The organism is uncultured Anaerobiospirillum sp. (assembly GCF_902485895.1).
GTDB lineage: Bacteria > Pseudomonadota > Gammaproteobacteria > Enterobacterales > Succinivibrionaceae > Anaerobiospirillum > Anaerobiospirillum succiniciproducens.
In genome coordinates, this window is record NZ_CABTML010000129.1 from 1 (window position 1) to 22366 (window position 22366).

Consider the following 22366-nt stretch of genomic DNA (forward strand, 5'->3'; position numbering starts at 1 on the left):
GACTGGAGTTCAGACGTGTGCTCTTCCGATCTCCGCGACCTGTCGCGGCACGACCTAAGATAAGCCAAACATCTCCCTCAAGTAATATACGATAGCCGCGCGTTGCATCTAAGTGCACTTCGCGAATCATATATTGTGTGCCCTTAGTCATCTCAATAAACTTCGCGGCATGTGCATATAAACCAGCGGCCAATGTGTCATGCTGCGCACTTAAGGTAACTAATGGCAAATTAAATCTTTGCATATCAGGATAGAACACGCTTTCACTAAGCGCATCGTAATATCCTGAGTTTCGCCAGCGTGCTGAGGCGTGATGCTCTTCAATCACCACGCTTAAAGTGTCAGGCATTTTCTTTCTTACTGAAACCTTGCTCACCCACGGCATACGCAATAAAGCATTATGCACAGGAGCTAGATCCAGCGCTACCAAGTTCTTACCGGCAGCTATCTTAGCTACAGTATCAATGATCTCTTCTTTAGTTAGAAACTCAAACTCACCTTCAACAGTGACACGAGAAATCGGAAAAGTCTGCTCTGACTTAGCGTAGTCAAAGAGTAGCTCATATCCTTTGATAGAGACTAAGAGAAAGCCTACAAAGAAGAGCACAGACAAGATAAATCCTGCTCTACTTCTACGTCTGCGTGAACGCTGCTTTCCTATCGCCACTTTGCCGTTCCTAAATACTGAAACTACTTAACTGTAGGTTAACACCTAAACATTGCACTATAGTGAATGATATATGGCAAACAAACAAAAACGCAAGATTGGATGCTAAACAAGATTCTTTTTAGCACCCATCATTCACTATCAGCATTGAAAATAATGCTTAGGCTTTCTTAATAAAATCGCGATCTGACTTATCCCAACGCTGTGTCAGCATACCTGCAACCTGAACTACATTGCCTGCACCTTGAGTAAGCACAATATCGCCCTCTTCACACAATGCATCTAACAGCTCAGGCACTTCTTGAACAGACTCAACAAAGTGAGGTTCAATGCGACCTTGAGATCTGATGGAGTGACACAGATGACGACCATCAGCACCAGGAATTTTAGACTCACCAGCAGAGTAAACCTCAACTAAGATAAGCACATCTACCTGCTGTAAAGTCTTTACAAAGTCTTCATAGAGATCACGGGTACGGCTATAGCGGTGAGGCTGGAATACCATAACCAAGCGTCTTGTTGGCCAACCCTCACGAATTGCTTTAATCGTTGCATTAACCTCTGATGGGTGATGCCCGTAGTCATCGACAATGCTAACTAGACCCTTAGGAGCTAAGTATCTGCCATAACGCTGGAAGCGACGACCTACACCTTCAAAATGTTCTAAAGCACTTAAGATAAACTTCTCTTCAATGCCTTCTTCAAGCGCCACAGCGATCGCGGCTGTAGCATTTTTGGCCATATGAAGTCCTGGCAAAGGCAGCTTCACATTTAGATCATTACCATTCTTACGCTTGACAGTAAACAATGAGCCTGCCGCCATCTGAATGAAGTTAGTGACCTGTAAGTCAGCTTTCTCACTAACGCCATAAGTAATTACTTGACGACCAATTCTTGGAATAATGCTCTCTACAGTTGGATCATCAATACAAACTACAGCCACGCCATAGAATGGTAAGTTGTGCAGGAACTGTACAAAGGTATCAGTTAACTTATTAAAGTCACCGTCGTAGGTCTCAAGATGATCTGGCTCGATATTGGTAACTACAGTTAACATTGGCTGCAGATGTAAGAATGAAGCATCAGACTCATCTGCCTCAGCAATTAAGAAGCGGCTTGTGCCTAAGCGTGCATTTGTGCCAGCTGAGTTGAGCAGTCCTCCAATAACGAAAGTTGGATCCATTGCAGCTTCAGCAAAGATAGAGGAGATTAATGAGGTAGTAGTGGTTTTACCATGAGTACCTGCTACAGCAATGCCGTAACGGTAACGCATTAACTCACCTAACATCTCGGCACGGCGCACCACAGGGATACGGCGCTCAACGGCTGCATCGATTTCAGGGTTACCCTTGTGGATAGCAGAAGATACCACCACGACCGAAGCACCCTCGATATTTTCTGCCTTATGGCCAATAAAAATTTTAATACCAAGAGAGGCTAAACGCTGTGTAACCTTGCCATCTGCAATGTCAGAGCCTGAGACCTCATAACCCTCATTTTTTAATACTTCAGCAATACCGCACATGCCTGAGCCGCCAATACCAACAAAATGGATGCGACGCACCTTGTGCATATGAGGAACCTTTTCAAAATTAGGCATTTTGTTCATAACAATCTCAGGCTATCTCAGCCTTATAAAAATTTAAGCAATGGCTAGCGCGTTAGTATTAGTAACTTATATCCCATGTACTAGGAAAACTCATAATCGCTACTTTAGACAGCGAACATCCTAGTTTTTTGCCACAGATTAACATCGTGAGACTAAAGAGTAGTTGCTAGACAAACAAGCAAAATATGCCAAGCACTCACTGTAAGTATCGTAACTTAGCCGTTAGTAATAAAAGCGCTACTAACCTTTAAAGCAACTGTCGAAATCCAACCAGCAATATAAGGTCTATAAAATGCCTTACACCGCCCACGCATAAACACTATTAAAACCGTATCTACAAGCGCTTTCACTGCTGATTTCTTTTCGACAAGTGCCTTTAGTGAATAGAAAAGCAAAACTATGATCTTAGTCTAAAATTGCCTAACTGACAAATGCCATGTTAATTCACCCTCATTATTTATGCCATGCACAGCCCCAAAACGAGAGCAATTAACAGCAAATCCATAAAGACGTTAAGAATGGATGTCTTTGACAGCATATATAAGCAAAACCCAGCTAATAAGCTGGGTGTGCAATAGACTTGCATGCAACAAGCTGGGGGTGCAATAGACTTGCATGCTACAAGCAGGGCACGCAATAAGACATAGGCATAACGCTGCGCAGTGCGCCAAAAGACTCTGTCATTGCAGCTCAGCACTAAGAGCTGTTTAGTTGGCTCTACTTGTTGGCGAGCTCTTCAGCAATATCAGCTACACGAGTGGTTGCATCAAGCTTGGCAGCTTTTGCAGCAGCCTCGGACATAGCCTTGAGAACCTGAGGATTTCTTAGCTCTACGATCAGCTGATGGAGAGCCTCACTTGTAAGCTCAGACTGTGGAAGCAGCTTTGCTGCGCCAACTGACACTAAAGACTGGGCATTTTTGGTCTGATGATCATCTACAGCAGTTGGCAGCGGAACAAAGATAGCAGGTAGCTTTGCTGCACTCACCTCTGAGACAGTAGAAGCGCCCGCACGACAGATGATTAAGTCGGCATTACGATAGGCAGAGGCCATATCCTCAACAAAGTCTGAAGTTACAAACTCGCACTTTACATTCTTGTAGAGCTGAGCTGTTTCCTCTGAGCGGTCTTTACCACACTGATGGAAGACACTAACCTCATTGTCATTAAAGCCTTCTAAAGCTGCTGGCACCGCTTTATTTAAAGCAACTGCGCCTAATGAACCGCCAATTACCAAGATGCGAGTCTTACCATCCTCGCGCTCAAAGCTGCGCTCTTGACTATGCAAGGCAAGAATCTCAGAACGTACAGGATTACCTACACTTTCTACTTTTGGGCCATTAAAGGCATTGCCCACGCCGAGTAAGATCTTAGAGGCAAAGCGGGATAACAAACGGTTGGTTAAGCCTGCAGCTGCATTTTGCTCATGCAAAATAAGCGGAATGCCACTTAAAGAGGCTGCAACACCACCTGGTCCTGAAGCATAGCCACCAAAGCCAATAACCACATCTGGCTTAAACTCTTTAATGACTTTCTTGGCCTGAGATACAGCATGCATCACCATAAACGGAGCCTTTAACAAAGACATAATGCCGTTACGACGCACACCTTTGACATCAATATAGTGAATGTTAATGCCTGCAGCTGGCACTACACGCTCTTCAATACGGCCACGGGTACCGAGCCACTCAACAGTATGGCCACGTGACTGCAGCTCTTTTACGATAGCCATTGCAGGGAATACATGGCCGCCGGTGCCGCCAGCCATGACTAAAACTCTCTTGCTCATAGTACCCTCTAATGATTTTGTCCTAATTTTCACTTACCTTAGATAAGTGCCACTCAGTTAAGTATCCATAATTCTTACTGTAGCAATATGACTTAGACAATTACTTCTACAGCTTCAATTAAGAGCCAAACTTGCTGCGTATTACTTAGGCTCGCCTATACCAGCTAATTATTGTATTTAAACTCGCCAAGCTGTTCTGTACGCCATTCATAATCGATGCGCAAAAGTATGGCCACTGCCCAAATACAGACTACCAAGGATGAACCACCATAAGATACTAATGGCAATGTCAGACCTTTAGTTGGCAGACCACCTGAGGCTGCACCGATGTTAATTACAGTCTGCAAACAGAAGAATAAACCAATCGCAAAGGCCACATAGCCTTGGAACTGAGCTCTCTGACGTAAAATGCGTGTGGCTAAGATAATAGCCTTTGTCACAATGATGAACTCTAAGAAAATCACAAAGCATACGCCAATAAAGCCACACTCTTCACCCAAGATTGAAGTGATGAAGTCAGTATGAGCCTCAGGCAAATAACCTAACTTGTGGATAGAGTTACCAATACCGTCGCCAGTTAAACCACCTCGACCGAATGCCATTAGAGATTGGGTAAGCTGATAGCCAGAGCCAAAGCGGTCTTGCCATGGGTCTAAGAAGGAGGTCACACGTGCAATACGGTACGGCTGGAAGATAATCATAAGGCCGCCAGCTGCAGCCACAAAGCACAGTGTAATTAGATACTTTAATAGACCTGCACCAGCTACAAACAAAATACCGAAAGTAATGGCGGTCACTACTACTAAGGAACCAAAGTCTGGCTGCAGCAAGAGTAAGAATGAAATACCCACTAAGAACATCATTGGCTTAATAAAGCCTGCTTTCTCGTGACGCACCATCTCAATCTTACGGCTAGCATAGCTAGAGAAGTAAATAATCCACACTAGCTTCAAGATTTCTGCCGGCTGTAAATTAATTGGTCCTATAGCAATCCAGCGCTTAGCCTCATTAACCTCACGTCCTATGATGAGCACTAGCACCATCAAGAACAAGGCTATACCTAGCAAGGGCAAGGCCGCATCAAACCACGCTTTGGAGGGGATTGATGTCATCAATAGCCCCCATACTACAGCCACGGAGACGAAGACTAATTGACGCTTGAAATAATAGTAAGAGTCACCTTTAGTGGTAAATGCCTCTTGTACTGAAGCAGATGAAATCAGCACGATAGAGATCAAGATCAGCAACAACGCAGTAAAGATAATGACGCGATCGAAGTGCACGACGTGTTTAGTGTGTTGATCAATCTTGAACTTATGTTCTGACATGGCTATAGCACCTATCTAGAGGCAAAGCAGTATAGGAGAACGACTACTATCTAGCCATATCTAAAAAGACAGCTAGATAGCACATCAAGCTTAAATGGCTAAGTGATACTAGCCTAAGCTTAAGCTTGATTACTTGATGGAATTAACTAAGTCAACGAAGACGCGGCCGCGCTCATCAAAACCCTTGAACTGATCTAAAGAGGCGCATGCAGGGCTTAATAAAATAGCCTGACCATCGCTAGCCTCTTCACTTGCCATGCGCAGGGCCTGACGCATATTCATAACGCTCACACAGCGCTCTTTATCTAAAGCTAAGAGCTTATCGGCATCACGGCCAAAGCAGAAGACTTTCTTAATCTCCTTGCCTAAATAGCGCTTTAATGGGCTAAAGTCTTGACCCTTACCAATACCGCCTGCCAGGAGCAAGATGCCATTCTTGTGACGTGAGCTCAGACCAGTAATAGCTGCCTCTGCAGATGCAACATTAGTAGCCTTAGAGTCGTTATAGTAAGAAACACCCTCAAGGATGCGCACTAACTGACAACGGTGCTCTAAACCATTGAAGGTCTTTAAGGCCTGAATCTGTACATCACGAGGAATACCAGCTGCATCAGCTAAAGCCATAGCAGCTAATGCATTTAACTCATTGTGAGTACCGCAGATAATAAGGTCACGAGCATCCATAATGCGCTCACCGTTTACGCACAGGTACACGGTGTTTTCAGTAACCTCACGACCATACTCTTGATTATTTAGGCCAAAGCTAGAGTAGATATGCTGCTTCTCTTCATCCTTGATTGGATAAGTACGCTTATCATCGCGGTTAACGATAATCTTCTCGCAGTGGGCAAAGATACGGCGCTTAGCCTCAGCATACTTCTCAATATCACCATCATAACGATCAAGGTGATCTTCAGATACGTTGAGATTTACACAGGCAGCAAGCTTTAAGCTTGAGGTGGTCTCAAGTTCAAAAGATGACAGCTCTAAAACATAGGCCTCATTGCTATCTGAAAGAATGTCAAAGACGGCATTACCAAAGTTAGCTCCGATTGCTGCCTTGATTCCGGCCTTTTCAAACATGTAGCTAACTAAAGCGGTTACAGTGGACTTGCCATTAGAACCAGTAATTGCAACTACTGGAGCTTTAACCTCACGAGCAAATAGCTCAACGTCGCCTACTACCTCGACACCTGCATCTGAAGCTGCCTTAATCTCCTTGGTGTTGATGGATAAGCCAGGGCTTACCACTAACATGTCATAAGAGCTTAAGTGCTCAGCGTTTAAAGGACCAAAGTTGATATCAACACCGCGAGGTACTTCCTCAGCATGTGGTGGATTTGGACGGGTATCAAAAACTGACAGCTGCTTTAAGTCGTGCTTGAGCAGATATGAAATCACAGCAATGTTGGAGATACCAAGACCTACAACTGCAACCTTTTTACCCTGAAATTTGTCCATTTTGAATCTCCGCTCCACTTGTGAGCGCCTATGACATAAAGATTAACTTATCCCATGGCCCTAATCTGGCCATGGTCTAAAGTAACAAAAACCAATCTCATTTATCTGGCTTAACGTAACTTTAAGGTTACTAAGCCTAAGAGTACTAAGATGATAGTGATAATCCAAAAGCGGATGATCACGCGAGGCTCTGGCCAGCCACCCTTTTCAAAGTGGTGGTGGATTGGAGCCATACGGAAAATACGAGTACCTCTCAGGCGGAATGAACCAACCTGTAAAATAACACTTAAGGTCTCGGCAACAAAGATGAAACCCATAATGAAGAGTAAGAACTCCTCACGAATGAGCACAGCAATGATACCTAATGTAGCGCCTAAAGATAAGGAACCTACATCACCCATGAACATCTCAGCTGGGTAGGTGTTAAACCATAAGAAGCCTAAACCAGCTCCGATGATAGCCACGCAAGCAATTACCAACTCAGATGCTAAAGGCACATGAGGAATGTATAGGTACTGTGCAAAGTTATAGTTTGAAGTAGCCCAAGCGATGATGCCCAAACCTGCTGCTACAGTAATGGTAATCAAAATAGCCAGACCATCTAAACCGTCGGTTAAGTTAACCGCGTTAGATGAACCAGTGATTACAAAGTAAGCCAGAGGAATGATAAGGAAGCCAATATCAGGCATGAACTCTTTAAAGAAAGGCACTACTAAGGTGGTCTCAGCTGGAGACTGAGCAAAGCCATAAATGCAGCAGCCTAAGCCTAAGGCGATAGCTGATTGCCAGAAATACTTGTACTTAGCTCTCAAGCCTTGTGGGTCATGGCGTACTACCTTTAAGTAGTCATCAGCAAAACCAATGAGGCCATAGCCTAAGACTGTAACTAAGGTGTACCACACATAAATATTGTCTAAATGAGCCCATAATAAAATGGTCAGCATGATGGTGGAGTTAATCAAGATACCACCCATAGTTGGGGTACCCTGCTTCTTAAGATGGCTCTCAGGGCCATCCTTTCTAATTACCTGACCAAAGTGCAACATCTGCAGACGTTCAATAGTCTTTGGACCAAGCCATAAAGAAATGGTCAATGCAGTAAGCAAGGCACACACTGCTCTAAAGGTTAAGTATTCAAAAACGCGAAAAGCTGGCACATATTGGCTTAGCCATTCAGCGAGCATAATGAGCATGTTTAGTTCTCCACTATCGAGCTGACAGCTCGACGCTCAGTAGCGCAGCTCTGACAAAATAACTTAACATCAAGTCAGGCTGCTCTTAATTTAAGTACTCTGGTCGTTAACTTGCCGTTGTACTATCCCTAAGTCCTATATTCATAAAGAAGCCCTGCATATAGCAGGGCCTCTTGTGTACACAAGCTCAAATACTAGAGCTCGGTGTAATCTTTAAGTGCTGATACTACCTTGTCCATTTGCATAGCATGAGAGCCCTTTACCAAACAGGTAGTATGCTCATGTTGCTCAGCTTTTTCTTTAAGGTAGTTCTTCAAGAAGGTAATTAACGTATCGTGATCAGTAAAGTGCAACGCATTACGTCTCATTTCCTTTACTGAGTACTGTGAGAGCGGACCAATACATAAGAGCTGATCGATCTTGTCTTTAGCATGAGCGCCAACAGCTGCGTGTAACTCAACCTCAGCATTGCCAAGTTCACCCATATCGCCAAAGACTAGCACCTTAGAGCCATTAAAGGTGCTTAAAGTATCAACTGCTGCAATTACTGCATTGTATGAGGCGTTATAAGCATCATCAATTAAAGTCAAAGAGTCATTGACCTCAATTGGGGTTAAACGTCCCTTCATATTTTGCGTATTGCTAAGACCTGCAACTACATCGCTAGCTTTAGCACCCATGACCATGGATAGTAAAGCCGCACCGGCTGCATTAATGGCGTTATGACGGCCTAAAGCATTGATGGTGATCTTCTCATCAATCTTAAAGCGCTCATCATTGCTATGCAGTCTGAAGCTTAAACCATTAGTGCTAGCCTCAATCTCACTTACCTGCATGTCTGACTCATCAGACTCGCCAAATGACAGTAAACGACCTGCCTTCATATAAGCTTCGTAGTCACGCTTCCAAGAGGCAAACCACTCGCTATCACTTGGAACAATGGCGGTTCCAGGCTCGGCATAAGGCTCTATCTGTGCACATGGCTTGTTAGAGTGCTTAGGAGCTTTTGGTGCCTTAGGAGCCTCATAGGCACTCTTGCCCATATTTCCAGAATGGAAAGGACAACCAGCAGCTGCAGCAGCTGCGGCAATACCAGCATCATCAGCACCATGAGCGCCCATGATCTTGGTTAAATCGATCTTTGGATGTCCTGCCGGCAGCATATCAGCCTTATGACCATGCACAGGGCAACCGCCCTCATGGCCACCTGGATGACCCATTGGATGACCGCCCATATGTGGGTGACCACCTGCATGAGGATGGCCACCGGCATGTTGATGACCAGCCATCTTGCTATGGTCAACTGGACAACCGCCCTCATGGCCACCTGCTTGTCCCATTGGATGACCGTCCATATGTGGGTGACCACCTGCATGTGGATAACCTGCCATCTTGCTATGGTCAACTGGGCAACCGCCCTCATGGCCAGCTGCATGTCCCATTGGATGACCGCCCATATGTGGGTGACCACCTGCATGTGGATGACCTGCCATCTTGCTATGGTCAACTGGACAACCGCCCTCATGGCCACCTGGATGTCCGCCCATATGTGGGTGACCGGTTGGATGGCCCATTGGTGGATGACCACCGCCGTGACCATGGCCCATAGGACAGCCACCACCATGTCCAGCCATATGAGGATGGCCGCCTGGGTGCCCCATTGGTGGGTGACCACCTGGGTGACCACCTCCATGGCCGTGAGGCATGCCATGGCCATGACCCATGCTCATTACTGGTGGAGTTGAAGTTGGGAAACCGCCTTTCTTTGAAAACTCAGTTGCGTGAGCTGCGGCACGAGAGATTACGTCTTCAACAGATGAAGAGCCCTTTTGATGTAAGGTACGCTCACGAGCTGCCTTAATGCCATCAACATATGCTTTAGCAGCAGCCTCAGCATCATATGGCTCATATTGCTCAGGTAGACGGTAACGATCAAAGAGGCTATCTAAGATTTCTGACTTGCCCTTATATACACCCTCACGTGAACCAAAGCCCATAATATGAGCCTCGCCTACATTGGTGATGAGTGCGTATTGAGCCTTTACAAACTCACAGGTACGCTCAATATCGCCAAGATGGCTAGCACCCTGCTCGATTACTGCAAAGTCATAAGAATCATCTAAACGACGTAAGGTTAAAGGAACACCCACATCGTTATTGAAGTTACCTTCGGTATAAAGTGTCTTACCAAGCTCGCTTAAGATTGACGCAGTCATTTCTTTAACGGTGGTCTTACCGCAAGAACCAGTAATTGCGCAGACTAATGCTTTTGCTTTGCAACGCACGATCTGGCCAGTTAAGCCTAGCAAACGTAAGGTGTCTTTACACTCTAAGACCATGACCTCATCAAGCTTTGAAGCGTCATCGCCTAATGATGCCTTAAGTTCATCCATACTACGAGATGAGGCAATAATCTTTGCGCCATTTGAAATAGCATCACCGATGAAATCGTGGGCATCAAAACGCTCACCCTTTAAAGGAACAAACAAGGTTTTATCGTTGTTAATGTCCTTTGAAGAAGTGGATACAAACTCAATTACTTGGTTTCTATCCATACCCTCTTGGGCAGCCTTTGTTCCTATGTGCAGCTCGCCTTGAGCAAGTCGCAATAACTCATGAATAGCAAAAGCAATCATATTCAATCCCTATTTGCTGCTCTCTGAAGTGCTCTTTTTAGCGCTTGGAGCTGCTTTGCGTGCAGCAGTTTTAGCTGCTGACTTTACTGAATTCTTAGAGGCACTTGCCTTAGTTACAGGCTTCTTAGCTGTAGTAGCCTTAGTGGCTGTTGTCTTCTTTGCTGCAGTTGCCTTGCTTGCAGCAGCCTTGGTAGTGGCTACCTTCTTGGCTGCAGTTGCTTTGCTTGCAGCGGTCTTGGTGGCTGGCTTCTTGGCTGCAGTTGCCTTGGTTGAAGCAGTCTTGGTGGCAGGCTTCTTGGCTGCAGTTGACTTGGTTGAAGCTGCCTTTGTGGTTGCTGGCTTCTTGGCTGCGGTAGCCTTGGTTGAAGCTGCCTTGGCTGCAGGCTTCTTGGCTGCAGTTGCCTTGGTTGAAGCGGCCTTGGCTGCAGGCTTCTTGGCTGCAGTTGCCTTGGTTGAAGCGGCCTTGGTAGCTGGCTTCTTGGCTGCAGTTGCCTTGGTTGAAGCGGCCTTGGTAGCTGGCTTCTTGGCTGCAGTTGCCTTGGTTGAAGATGCCTTGGCCTTTGCCTTAGTGACTGGCTTTTTGGACTGTTTGGCTGGCTTGTCTGAGTTGCTGTTTGTCTTGGTATCTTGCTTAATGCCTAAGAGCTCACAGCAAATCTCACGATCTGAGAAGTTGATAGTCTTATCTGGGAAGATTTGATAATCCTCATGACCCTTGCCAGCAATGACTACGCAGTCATTCTTGTTGGCATGCTCAAAAGCAAAACGAATGGCCTGATAACGGTCATGTACGATGATGACATTGCGATCTGCTCGAGATGCTGGAGGCAGCATGGCAGGAATAGCAAAGCTTTCCTTATGCGCCTCATAGTAATCAGCTCGCTCTTCTACGTTAACAATGCTCTTATCGGACTTGATACGAATGTCATCGTACTCTTCAAAGCTAAATACTTCTTTAAGCTTAGCTACAGCCTTTTCAAAGACAGAAATGGCCTTTAAGAACACGCCCTCGGAGCTAAAGCCATCGATAGCATTTTCTTGTTGATCAAACTGCTCGATGAGCTTAAAGCTGTTTTTAACCTCAGTAAGTAAGGTACCATCAATGGCGCTTTTAACCTTAGATAACTGATTTGGGCTTAAAAGACCAAGTTTGTCGGCCTTCTTAGTCACAATCAGGTCATTAACAAAGAGCTTTAAGTTATCGTAAAGATCTTCAGCCTTACGAACTGCGCCTTCAGCGGCGTTACTGTCGATCGCCATCATCATGTCATCGATAATGAGATCTAATGGCTCAGAACGTGGATTATCAGCAGTGAAAATAGCGTAATCGGAGTATACAGAGGCTTTCATGGCCATTAAAGGACGCTTGCCACTGTCACGATCGCCACCACAACCTACGATAGAGAAGATACGACCCTCACCTTGATTATGGTACTGTGCAGCCTTTAAAGCCTGTTCTACACCATCTGGAGTATGAGCATAATCAACAATCAGACGTGGTTTATCAGCGCCACTAAAGCACTCCATACGACCAGTGATTGGCTTTAACTCAGGAGTAATACGCATCAAATGCTTGATGTCGTAACCCATAGATAAAAGCACACCTAAAGCTACAGCATAGTTCTCTGCATTGAAGTAGCCGAGCAAGTTCAAATTAGTACGAGAAGTCTTCTTCTCTGAAGTGTTGATGAGTAACTCTAAAGAAGATGGCTTGAATGAAACACGCTTAATGTTAAGCATATGGCTCAAGCTCTTTGGTACATCATCAAGACCTAAGTTAACCTGATAAGCACCTGAGATGGTTTCAGCATAGCGCTTACCCACATCATTCTTGCAGTTTAAGACTAAACGAGCAGGAGGAATGGTGCGCAGGAAGTTGAGCTTAGAGCAGAAGTAATCTTCCATAGTCTCGTGATAATCAAGATGATCACGGCTAAGGTTACTAAAAGCACCAGCATAAAAAGATAGCCCTGCTACGCGACCTTCACAGTAGCCAATCGATGACACCTCAAGCACCGCATAATCAGCACCTTGCTCAACAAAGCTAGCGAGCTCACGCTGCAGAGAAATAGCATCCATGGTGGTGTTGGCTGACTTTTGGAGATTATCGACAAAACCATAACCTAAGGTGCCAAATACTGCGCACTTGTGACCACACTTATTAAGCATCTGAGCAATCAAGTTAGTAATAGTGCTCTTGCCATTAGTGCCAGTAACACCGATGAGGCGTAACTTCTCAGATGGATTACCATAGATAAAGCCAGCTAAACCTGACAGGCTCTTGCCACGAGGTAGCACAATGCGCAGCATCTTAGCCTCAGCAATGATACGAGCCTCTTCACTATCATCAGTTGCATGATAGTCGCTTACAGCTAAATCCTGATTAGACTGATACTTGTTAATGACGCAATAACCAGAGCGCTTGAGACGAGATAAAGTATCCTTAGTCTCAGTATTCGGCTCGTAATTACTAGACTTTAAAGCCTCACCTGCAGCAGCCTTGTCTGCATCGATAGTCTCTAAAGGAAAACCGCTGACTTGATCTTCAGGAGCATCAATCAAAATCGCAACTGCACCCTTTTGCTTGATCTCTTCAATGTGATCAAAAGGATTATAGTGCGCACCCTTTTTAGCGTAGTAGATGGTGCCCTTAGTGACGCGACGAGAGTCGCACTCAATACCAGTAACTACGATACGAGGTAAGAACTCGCGCACACGCTCATTGAAAACCTGAGAAATCTCCAAGTAGTCGCATACACTAGCAAGAGTACCTTCAAACTTCATACAACGATTCCAATCAATGCGCCTTTCGGCCTGCAGAAGAATAAGAACTTTAGTCCCTATCCTATTAACTACAGCTTAATTCTTTGCAAGACAAACCATAGCTTAAGTTTGCCTCATACAATCAATCCAAACTAAGTTACTAATAGCTCAGCGAGGATAATTTAAATTTGTTTTGTGCAACAGCATATTTTAACCGCTTTTGCTGCCTTATCTTCCGCTTATGCAAGCTTATCTTATAAGCGGCATAAAGACCTTGATTACTCAAGCTTTGCAAGCTCCTCTTCAGTCTTATCTGGAGGAATGTTATACAGCTGTAGAGCTTTGGTCATGATTTCATTGAATGCCATACCAGTTACGGCACCACCGAAATAACTTACTGCTTGAGGTCTAAAGACTACAATAACCAAGGCAAAACGAGGATCTGAAAGCGGTCCAAAACCTACGAATGAGGATACGTACTCATTGGCGTAGGTACCGTCACGCGCAATGTGGGCAGTACCAGTCTTGCCTGCAATGTTATAGCGGGTAATGGCAGCACGACGACCAGAGCCACGATCAACTACGCCCTTGAGCGCAGTATGCATGCGACGGATTTCAGTAATATTAGCAACCTGCTGATATTTTGGAGTTTCAACCGTTCTTAAAATACTAACTGGTACCTTGGCACCGTAATTTGCTAAGGTTGCATAAGAAGAGGCCAACTGCAGCGAAGTCACAGTTAAACCGTAACCATAAGCAAAAGTAGCCTTATCGATCTCAGACCAGAATGTGCGGTTAGCGTAGATATTGCCATTAACCTCACCAGCAAGACCTGAGTTAGTATTTGAGCCAAAGCCAAAACGCTCCAGCATGGAAATCATTGGGCCTTGACCAATACGCTGACCAATATGCGCCATACCAATATTGGAAGAATGCTCTAAGATGTCAAAGAGCTTACCGCTATCCATCTTATGGCTATCAGTAATTCTCTTGCCATTTACAACATATGGATGGGTATCAAAAGTCTCGTTCCAAGTAACCATGCCTGACTCTAAGGCGCCTAAAGCGATAATTGGCTTAATGGTAGAACCAGGCTCAAAGGTATCGGTAATGGTACGGTTACGTGCTAAAGATGCGTTAAAGACCGAACGATCATTTGGATCAAAGCTTGGGAAGTTAACCATAGCCATAACTTCACCAGTCTTAACATCCATCATGACAGCTGATGCATATTCAGCCTGAAACTTATTAACGGTCTTTTCTAATGCCTCATAGGCAAAGGTTTGCAGACGGTCATCTACGCTTAAGACAAGGTTACCACCAACTTTACCCTCTTTGACCACGCCTAAGTTTTCAATTACATGGCCTTCAAGATCTTTTTTGGCCTTAACCTTAGATGGTGATGAGGATAAGAACTCGTTAAAGCTTGCTTCAATACCATATACACCATTACCTTCACTATTAACAAAGCCAACTAAGTGGGCATTAACAGGGCCAGTTGTGTAATAACGCTGGTAGTTATCGGAGATGGTCAGACCAGGCACATCTAAACGCTCTAACTCACGAGCCTTATTGAGCATCAAGTATTGCTTTAAGCGCACATAACGACGCTCTTCATTGGAAATCTTATCAAAGAGCTCTTTAGGATCAATCTCTAAGATGGATGCGATCTTTCGCAGCAGTTCTGCGTTATGGGTAACCTTTTTGTCATTTAAGATTTTGGCATCTGCCACTACAGACTTTGAAGGCACAGAAAGAGCCAAGATCTTGCCGTTACGATCAGTAATCAGACCGCGAGCTGGCTCATTGACATAATGACGAATAGTGCGGCTTTCACCCTCTTTAATGAGACGCTCAGGATTAATGATCTGAATCCACATCAGTCGTCCCACTAACAAAGAGATGGAAGCAAATATAACTATCCAGATGATGGTGATTCTAAAAAATGTCAGCTTGTAATACTGACTACTACCCTGCTCACTACCCTCTGCAAGATCTACTTCTTTATTCAGTGCAGACACTTCGTTGCTAACGGATAGCGAATTGTTAAAAGACTGCCCCTGTCTACCTTGACGACGTGCATTTGCGCTACGGCCGCCTTTAGACAAAGCTCCAGCTTTTAATTTAGACATGAAGTTAAACAACGACATATGCTTATCCGATAAAGAAACGATTGCAATATCACACCATAAAGCAACATGCCACGTGCATCTAGGCAAAGCTTGGCAGCGCATCTAGTTTACCAAGGCTCACACAAGCATGCTAAGTTAGCATGCCTATCTTGATGGGCTAAGCTTGGCTTAGCCTAGCTAGGCTGTGCCTTGCTTGGCTCGACCTCGTTAATTGCTGCAGCACTGCGCTTAAGAACATCTTAGGCTAGCTTAATCTGCCATTAAAGTAAGCTTGGCTATAGATGACGTAAGTTGTCTATGAGTTTTAGTCCAGATAACGCACCACACTCACGTCACCCTTTATATGCATAGCGCACACACTATGGGCATGGTATATGATGAAACATGAATTATAAGGCAAAACATGCTCATAGGACGCATTACGCTAAAATTGCCCATTAGTAATACCATTTAGGCCAACATATCTGCCATTTTCAGCAGTCAAAAACCTAAACTGAGTTTAGATGACTGCTTGTGCCGCTGTGATTTTAGTAGTTTGGTTCCTGAAGGAGCAATTTACGGCTGATTTGATGGATGCTTAACGTCTTATGGTTTGAGTAACATTACTAAGCAAAAGCAATTTCACATAGCGATAGGCACAAAAAAACGCAGCGGCCATGTGGTCAACTGCGTTTTTTGCTTTATGTGCACTTTAAGGCACGCTTATTTTAAGGAGATAACCACCTCATTTTCGGTACGTGGTGAGGACATGTTCATTTGACCTGATGCCACAGTACGAATCGAGGCATGCTCAGATAAACGCTGTTTTTGCGCAATTAAGATGAGCTGCTGCTTTTCAAGCTCTTCGTTAGTAAAACGAACCTCATTGAGGCGAGCGGTTAAATCGCGAGTATCTTGCACCTGATAAACCTTAAACAAGCACAATGCACACACGGTAATAGCTAAAGAGTAAGTAAGCCAGTTATTGCCAAACTCACCAAGGAGCATTGGTAAAAGACGCTGCTCACGCTTAGTGCCGTAATCATCTGAGATGGTTAAGGTGCTGCCATAAGTGCGCTTAGTATTAGCACCCTCAACCGTCTCAAAGTCATCTTCATCCTCTACGCTAATGCTAACGCCTGATGAAGCTGCAGCTGAACTTACACGAGCACCTGAATCGGTACCGGTCATTCTAGCTTCTTCGACAATAGTGATATTGCCAGTTACAAAGTCTTCAACTTCTGCAGAGCCTGAGATCTCTTCTTCTTGAGATAAAACATTGCTCTGACGACGACGCTCTTCAATCATGCCTAAATCACGCTCGATTAAGGTGAACATGGCTGAAGAACGTTTATCTTCCTTTAAGGTTAAGATGTCAGAAACGCCAGCTGAGATACGCTCACGATTGTTTGCATAGCGCTGCTCTTGCTCAGCATCTAAAATAACGTAACCTGAGTGAGGGTCAGTATTATCGCCTAAATGGGTAATCTCAATACCATTGCCAATGGAAGAACCATCAGGAGAGAGATTGTCGATAGTGCTCTTTTGAGCATTCTCGCCATCTAAACTAATCTCATCGTCAAGCTCATCAGCTACATCATCTGTAGCTAACTTAACTTCATCGTTAGAAACAAAGTTGTCGTCTAGCTTAAAGATATTGTCATCATCATTAGCATTGAAGCTTAAGGAGCTATCTACATTCTCAAGCTTCATATCTAAAGCATCGTGGTGTGAAACGAGCTTTAAATCCTCTTCGTTTAAAGATGCATCACGCTCGTTGCCATCTGACTTTAAGAGGTTGGCAAAAGTGGAGGCAAGTGAAGAGACAGCATGGTCTGCAACTGATGATGCTGACTGAGCGATCTTACCCATGCCACTATCTACACTTGGGGCTTGAGTACGAGCACTATCAGTATAGTCCACAGATCCTAAGCTGATTAAGGATGCATTGTTATCGCTATCAACACTTGAACCTAATGAGAAGAGCTCATTATCATCAAGACGATCACGATTATGATGCATGAAGTTATTCATCTATTAATCCCCAGCTGCCAAACGCTCGGCTACACGTAAAGTTGCACTACGCGAACGCACGTTTAGAGCAAGTTCTTCTGGTGAAGCTTTAATTGCATGACCCACTGTATCTAAGGTGGCAGTCTGTCTGCGTAAACGATCTAGCTCAGCACTAGTTAAAGGAACTGATGATGGCACCTTTTCACCTTCACTTTCCTCTCTAAAGAAGGTCTTAACAATACGATCTTCAAGAGAGTGGAAAGAGATCACACACAGGCGTCCTTGAGGAGCTAACACTCCAATTGCGGACTTTAGTGCCTGCTTTAACTCATCAAGTTCTGAGTTGACCTCAATACGCAATGCCTGGAAACAGCGAGTTGCTTTGTGCTTTGGTGTTGGCTTGCCTGGAATGGCTGCTGCAATCACCGCAGCTAAATCTTTAGTATTGGTAAATGGCTGCTCTTCACGGCGACGGACGATGGCGCGAGCTACCTTGGTAGCAAAGCGCTCTTCACCATATACCTTGAAGATGTAGCTCAGCTGCTTTTCGTCATATTCAGAGATTACGCTCTGAGCAGACTTAGGAGCAGATTGATCCATACGCATATCTAAAGGGCCTTCCTTATCAAAAGAAAAACCTCTTTGACCATCATCTAGCTGTGGCGAGGAAACACCGATATCAAGCAAAATACCATCGATTTTGCCGACTAAATCTAGCTCCTCACAAACATCGGCTAAACGAGAGAATGGAGTATGGATAATTGAAAAACGTGGATCTTCTTTTTCAAGCTCACGACCAACTGCAACTGCAGTTAAATCACGATCAAGACCAATGAGTCGGCCATTTGGGCCGAGCTTTGAGAGGATCTGTCTTGAGTGACCACCACGACCAAAAGTGCCATCAATATAAACACCATCGGCCTTGATATTCAGTCCGTCCATGCACTCATGTAGCAAAACGGGAATATGGGTCAAAGCAGACATCCCAAAGTATCCTTCTAGAACTTATAAAAATAGCTACGCATAGGCTCAAGATTTTTAGTGACAATGACTAAATGAGCAAACAAACAAGAACAAGGCAGCACTCAAATGTTGCTGATTAAGATGAGGGGCAATAAGACGGAGCTATTACTCACAAGATAGGCAAGCAAGCTTGATCATCCATTCATCTTGGGACACTTGTACTTGCTTAAGCACGTATGAAGTCATGGCAACTAACGAAGAGTATGTAAGGTAATGTTGTAGCGTTTACTAAGGCATAAATTTAGGTCCAACTTTAATGACCTTCAATCTACTCCATATACCTTGAGTGCTGCTTAAGATCTCAGCGTGAAAAGATCACCGTTTTTATCTACTTAAATACAGCGTTACATGATGTCTGATCTTATAAGATCGTCAGATCAGACTCTCTCCTAAGATTGAGCCAATACGGAACTAGCCGTCAGAGCGGTTGCACACCACTCAATATTCAAATTATGTTTAAACAAGCAAACGAGAGCCGCGATCGCTTATATAAGCGCTGCGTGATCTTATAGGATAATTGCACTTTTCCTTAAAGATCCATGCTTAGTATGAGTATCTTTTAAAACTAGGCATACTCTAATGAAGCATTTTAATTGATGCGCGTACTTAACTCAATGAAAAGAGACCTAAACATGCATGCAATATCTAGATTTCTTGGTACCTAGGCATACCATTTTGAAGCTGATGAGCGAGATAACCTTTCACTCGCCCACTTTCCTAGATACACCATAGAGACCAAATGCACTAGTTTATTTTTGATGTTACTTTCATAACAAAGGCATATTTGACGCGAATTAATCTTTAATTACGCCATCTTTGACTGAGCGCAAATTGATCAAATATCTCTTTCATAGATACATTGCGATTGTTTATTTAACAACCAATTTTAGAATCAATAGGTTATTTCTAAGCCATAAAACTTTTTTTCAAAAACCATGATCTCGTCACAAAAAAATTTTATAAATTGCCCTGTTTAAGATCGTAGATCGCCAAACTATCAACCACTGTTTCCCAATCAAGATCGTAGATCGCCAAACTATTAACCACTGTTTCCCAATCAAGATCGTAGATCGCCAAACTATTAAGCACTGTTTCCCAATCAAGATCTTAGATAACCAAATACAAACCTACACCTAAGAGACGATCCTTTAGTAAAAAAGATCATACTTACAGCTAAGCAGCATCTCTGATCTCAACATAAACTGTGGCGATCTTATCCATCAAAAGATCAGAGCCGATAGCAAAGATAAGATCTTGCGATCTCAAATTATTAAGTTCTTAAAAAGTCAAATCACTTTCACTCAACTTCTTATGCCTTTACCCATGATCTCTGCATGTACCCCATACTTATAAAACAATCTCTATCGATCATCATAGGCCTAATGAGGTTGAATTTTCCGAGCTATTTTTAGGCATAAAAAAAGGCAAATGGTTGCTACAAAATGTAGCCCTCATTTGCCTTTGTAAGCGCTCATTAATCGCGCCTGATTATGCTGTTGCTAAGGAATAACCTAGCTTAAGCGATAAAGTCTGAATTACTTCTTCTCAACTAAGTTAAAGAACTGCAGACCAATTGGGTGAGTGAACTTACCTGAAATGTTTGGACGGTGAGCAGCTAAAGTCTTAGCGTGGGAGATAGTTAAGATAGGTAAATCCTCGTTTAAGATCTCAGCAGCACGCTTGTATAACTTAACGCGATCCTCACCATCAGCAACATGAGTTGCATCCTTGATTAAGGTATTGAACTCTTCGTTAACCCATAAGCCCTGGTTAGAGATTGGATCGCTTGAAGAGAAGATATTGATGAAGTTATCAGGATCACCATTGTCACCAATCCAACCGATGAAGGTGAGATCCCACTTGTCGGTTAAGAGCTTGGACTTGAAGGTTGACCAGTCGTAAACGTCGATCTTAGCCTTAACGCCAACCTTAGCTAAATAAGCCTGAACAGCCTCAGCTAATACCTGACCACCAACAGTGTTGTAGATACGGGAGTTGGAGTAGGCAAGAATGGTCAGCTCCTTGATGCCCTTTTCTGCAAAGAACTTCTTAGCAGCTTCTGGGTTGTACTCAGCCCCCTTTAAGTTAGGGTCGTAACCTGCCATGAATGTTGGGAAGTATGAAGGAGCGTAAGTAGCGTAACCCTTGTATAAGGACTCTACCATCTCAGGAACATTGATAGCCTGAGAAATAGCCTTACGTACAGCTAAATCCTGAGTTAAATAACCATCACGGCAGTTGTATACCATGTAGTTAGTGTTATTACCCTCAGCCTCAAACACGACGTTGCCGCCCTGCTTAATTTGGTCGATAACGTTAGCATCGATACCGTTGATGATGTCAGCCTCACCGTTGTTTAAAGCAACTACACGAGCAGAGGTTTCCTTCATAATGCGGTAGATAACGTTCTGCACTGGTGGCTTGGCACCCCAATAATCTTCATTGGTAGTTAAGATCAGCTGCTGACCCTTATCCCAAGCAACTAACTTGTATGGACCAGTACCAGCTGGGTTCTCCATTAAGTTATTGTTGTGCTTCTTTAAAGCGGTTGGGGAAGCGATTGGAGCAGCAAAGCACATGGCCATGTTGCGCAGGAATGGAGTGGAGCTCTCAGCAAGAGTTACCTTAACGGTGTACTTGTCGACAACTTCAGTGCTCTTTACACCAGCAAATACCAGTGGAGCATATGACATCTTAGGAACTAAGTTCTCTGGGCTCTGACGATCGAAGTTGAACTTAACGGCCTCAGCATCAAACTCAGTGCCATCGTGGAACTTAACGCCCTGACGGAGTTTGAAAGTGTATACAGTGCCGTCCTCAGAGATAGTCCAGCTCTCTGCCAAGCATGGCTCGATCTCGGTATTGTCAGCTTTGAACTTTAAGAGTGACTCGTAAAGGTTAGCATTGATGTTGCCAGAATCATTATCGTCAACTAATGCTGGATCAAGACCTAAAGGCTCAGTAGATGTGGCAAAGAACACATTGTCCTGTGGCTTACGTGACAGTGGAGCGGCATCAACAGCTGATAAAGAAGTAGCTCCGAATACAACAGCTAAGGCAGCTGAAAGAAGAGTCTTTTTACTTAAGAACTTCATAAAAACTTCCTAATACGGACTGTAGATATCAATCCGCTTATAATTCCACATGCATGCGCGTGCATACATACCCAAAAACACAGTCATCAAGACTGATGTATGACGGATCGTTTTGTACAAATCATTACTCTGTTTAAGTTACAAGCTCATCAATGGCATCGACATGTTGCTCAAAACATTAAGACATTTTGATCTGTATAAAGTTAAGACCCTCAACTTGTTGTCCCACGCTACAGTCAAACTGCAGATATGTGAACGTTAAGATGTGTACACATTTTCAGTTAAGCATAAGCAAAAGACAAGTTTATGCACCATGATGTAGGTTATCTGTGCATTATTTTGGGGCATATATGCTCTTTTCTGTACATATTGTATCTAGTAGGCACATTACAGGATATTTGATACTAATCCACCGTCACTACCACAGCTACACAATAGCTCTAAAGATAGTTAGCAAATAAATCTCTAGCGTTAGCAATGAAAGCACGTAAGTCAGTTCATTATAAGCATGTGACTATGAGCGAGTTATCAAGTCTCGCTTACGCCGAAAGCCCGCTGCAATCTAAAGTGGGCTTTTTTTTTGAATTACGCATCACTACAGCACCTCTTACTCACAGCGCCCGCACATCGACCTTAAAGCACACATCAGCTGCAAAACAAGTATCGCTAATCAAATCCC

11 protein-coding genes are annotated in these 22366 nt (G+C 43.9%); all 11 read right to left on the reverse strand.

The window, feature by feature from the left end:
* Positions 1 to 827 precede the first annotated feature (827 nt).
* Positions 828 to 2276, reverse strand: coding sequence for a UDP-N-acetylmuramate--L-alanine ligase (gene murC / locus RDO37_RS10685; RefSeq protein WP_308499074.1), 1449 nt, complete (start codon positions 2274 to 2276; stop codon positions 828 to 830).
* Between the two features lie 717 nt (positions 2277 to 2993).
* Positions 2994 to 4064 (reverse strand): undecaprenyldiphospho-muramoylpentapeptide beta-N-acetylglucosaminyltransferase, encoded by a 1071-nt coding sequence (gene murG, locus RDO37_RS10690; RefSeq protein WP_308499075.1) that lies wholly within the window; start codon positions 4062 to 4064, stop codon positions 2994 to 2996.
* A 164-nt stretch (positions 4065 to 4228) separates the two neighbouring features.
* Positions 4229 to 5392, reverse strand: a complete 1164-nt coding sequence (gene ftsW / locus RDO37_RS10695; RefSeq protein ID WP_044121328.1) for a putative lipid II flippase FtsW — start codon at positions 5390 to 5392, stop codon at positions 4229 to 4231.
* A 129-nt stretch (positions 5393 to 5521) separates the two neighbouring features.
* Positions 5522 to 6853, reverse strand: a complete 1332-nt coding sequence (gene murD / locus RDO37_RS10700) for a UDP-N-acetylmuramoyl-L-alanine--D-glutamate ligase (RefSeq protein ID WP_308499076.1) — start codon at positions 6851 to 6853, stop codon at positions 5522 to 5524.
* 110 nt (positions 6854 to 6963) lie between these two features.
* Positions 6964 to 8046, reverse strand: a complete 1083-nt coding sequence (mraY, locus tag RDO37_RS10705; protein WP_308499077.1) for a phospho-N-acetylmuramoyl-pentapeptide-transferase — start codon at positions 8044 to 8046, stop codon at positions 6964 to 6966.
* A gap of 194 nt (positions 8047 to 8240) precedes the next feature.
* Positions 8241 to 10682: a Mur ligase family protein gene (locus RDO37_RS10710; protein WP_308499078.1), complete on the reverse strand. Its 2442-nt coding sequence runs from the start codon at positions 10680 to 10682 to the stop codon at positions 8241 to 8243.
* Between the two features lie 9 nt (positions 10683 to 10691).
* A complete protein-coding gene (gene murE, locus RDO37_RS10715; protein WP_308499079.1) occupies positions 10692 to 13466 on the reverse strand; it encodes a UDP-N-acetylmuramoyl-L-alanyl-D-glutamate--2,6-diaminopimelate ligase in 2775 nt (924 codons plus the stop codon).
* Positions 13467 to 13723: 257 nt separating this feature from the next.
* The gene (locus RDO37_RS10720) at positions 13724 to 15595 is read right to left on the reverse strand and encodes a penicillin-binding transpeptidase domain-containing protein (RefSeq protein ID WP_308499080.1); all 1872 of its coding nucleotides are present in this window, start codon (positions 15593 to 15595) and stop codon (positions 13724 to 13726) included.
* A 684-nt stretch (positions 15596 to 16279) separates the two neighbouring features.
* Positions 16280 to 17590 (reverse strand): cell division protein FtsL, encoded by a 1311-nt coding sequence (locus RDO37_RS10725; protein WP_303074750.1) that lies wholly within the window; start codon positions 17588 to 17590, stop codon positions 16280 to 16282.
* A gap of 3 nt (positions 17591 to 17593) precedes the next feature.
* Positions 17594 to 18553, reverse strand: coding sequence for a 16S rRNA (cytosine(1402)-N(4))-methyltransferase RsmH (gene rsmH, locus RDO37_RS10730; protein ID WP_027939132.1), 960 nt, complete (start codon positions 18551 to 18553; stop codon positions 17594 to 17596).
* 1574 nt (positions 18554 to 20127) lie between these two features.
* Positions 20128 to 21687: an ABC transporter substrate-binding protein gene (locus tag RDO37_RS10735; RefSeq protein WP_308499081.1), complete on the reverse strand. Its 1560-nt coding sequence runs from the start codon at positions 21685 to 21687 to the stop codon at positions 20128 to 20130.
* Positions 21688 to 22366: the final 679 nt, after the last annotated feature.

Excerpts from the sequence above, each read along its gene's own strand:
- RDO37_RS10720 (WP_308499080.1), bottom strand. The coding sequence starts at position 15,595 with ATGTCGTTGTTTAACTTCATGTCTAAATTAAAAGCTGGAGCTTTGTCT.
- murG (WP_308499075.1), bottom strand. The coding sequence starts at position 4,064 with ATGAGCAAGAGAGTTTTAGTCATGGCTGGCGGCACCGGCGGCCATGTA.
- murD (WP_308499076.1), bottom strand. The coding sequence starts at position 6,853 with ATGGACAAATTTCAGGGTAAAAAGGTTGCAGTTGTAGGTCTTGGTATC.
- murC (WP_308499074.1), bottom strand. The coding sequence starts at position 2,276 with ATGAACAAAATGCCTAATTTTGAAAAGGTTCCTCATATGCACAAGGTG.
- ftsW (WP_044121328.1), bottom strand. The coding sequence starts at position 5,392 with ATGTCAGAACATAAGTTCAAGATTGATCAACACACTAAACACGTCGTG.
- murE (WP_308499079.1), bottom strand. The coding sequence starts at position 13,466 with ATGAAGTTTGAAGGTACTCTTGCTAGTGTATGCGACTACTTGGAGATT.
- rsmH (WP_027939132.1), bottom strand. The coding sequence starts at position 18,553 with ATGTCTGCTTTGACCCATATTCCCGTTTTGCTACATGAGTGCATGGAC.
- RDO37_RS10725 (WP_303074750.1), bottom strand. The coding sequence starts at position 17,590 with ATGAATAACTTCATGCATCATAATCGTGATCGTCTTGATGATAATGAG.
- RDO37_RS10710 (WP_308499078.1), bottom strand. The coding sequence starts at position 10,682 with ATGATTGCTTTTGCTATTCATGAGTTATTGCGACTTGCTCAAGGCGAG.
- RDO37_RS10735 (WP_308499081.1), bottom strand. The coding sequence starts at position 21,687 with ATGAAGTTCTTAAGTAAAAAGACTCTTCTTTCAGCTGCCTTAGCTGTT.
- mraY (WP_308499077.1), bottom strand. The coding sequence starts at position 8,046 with ATGCTCATTATGCTCGCTGAATGGCTAAGCCAATATGTGCCAGCTTTT.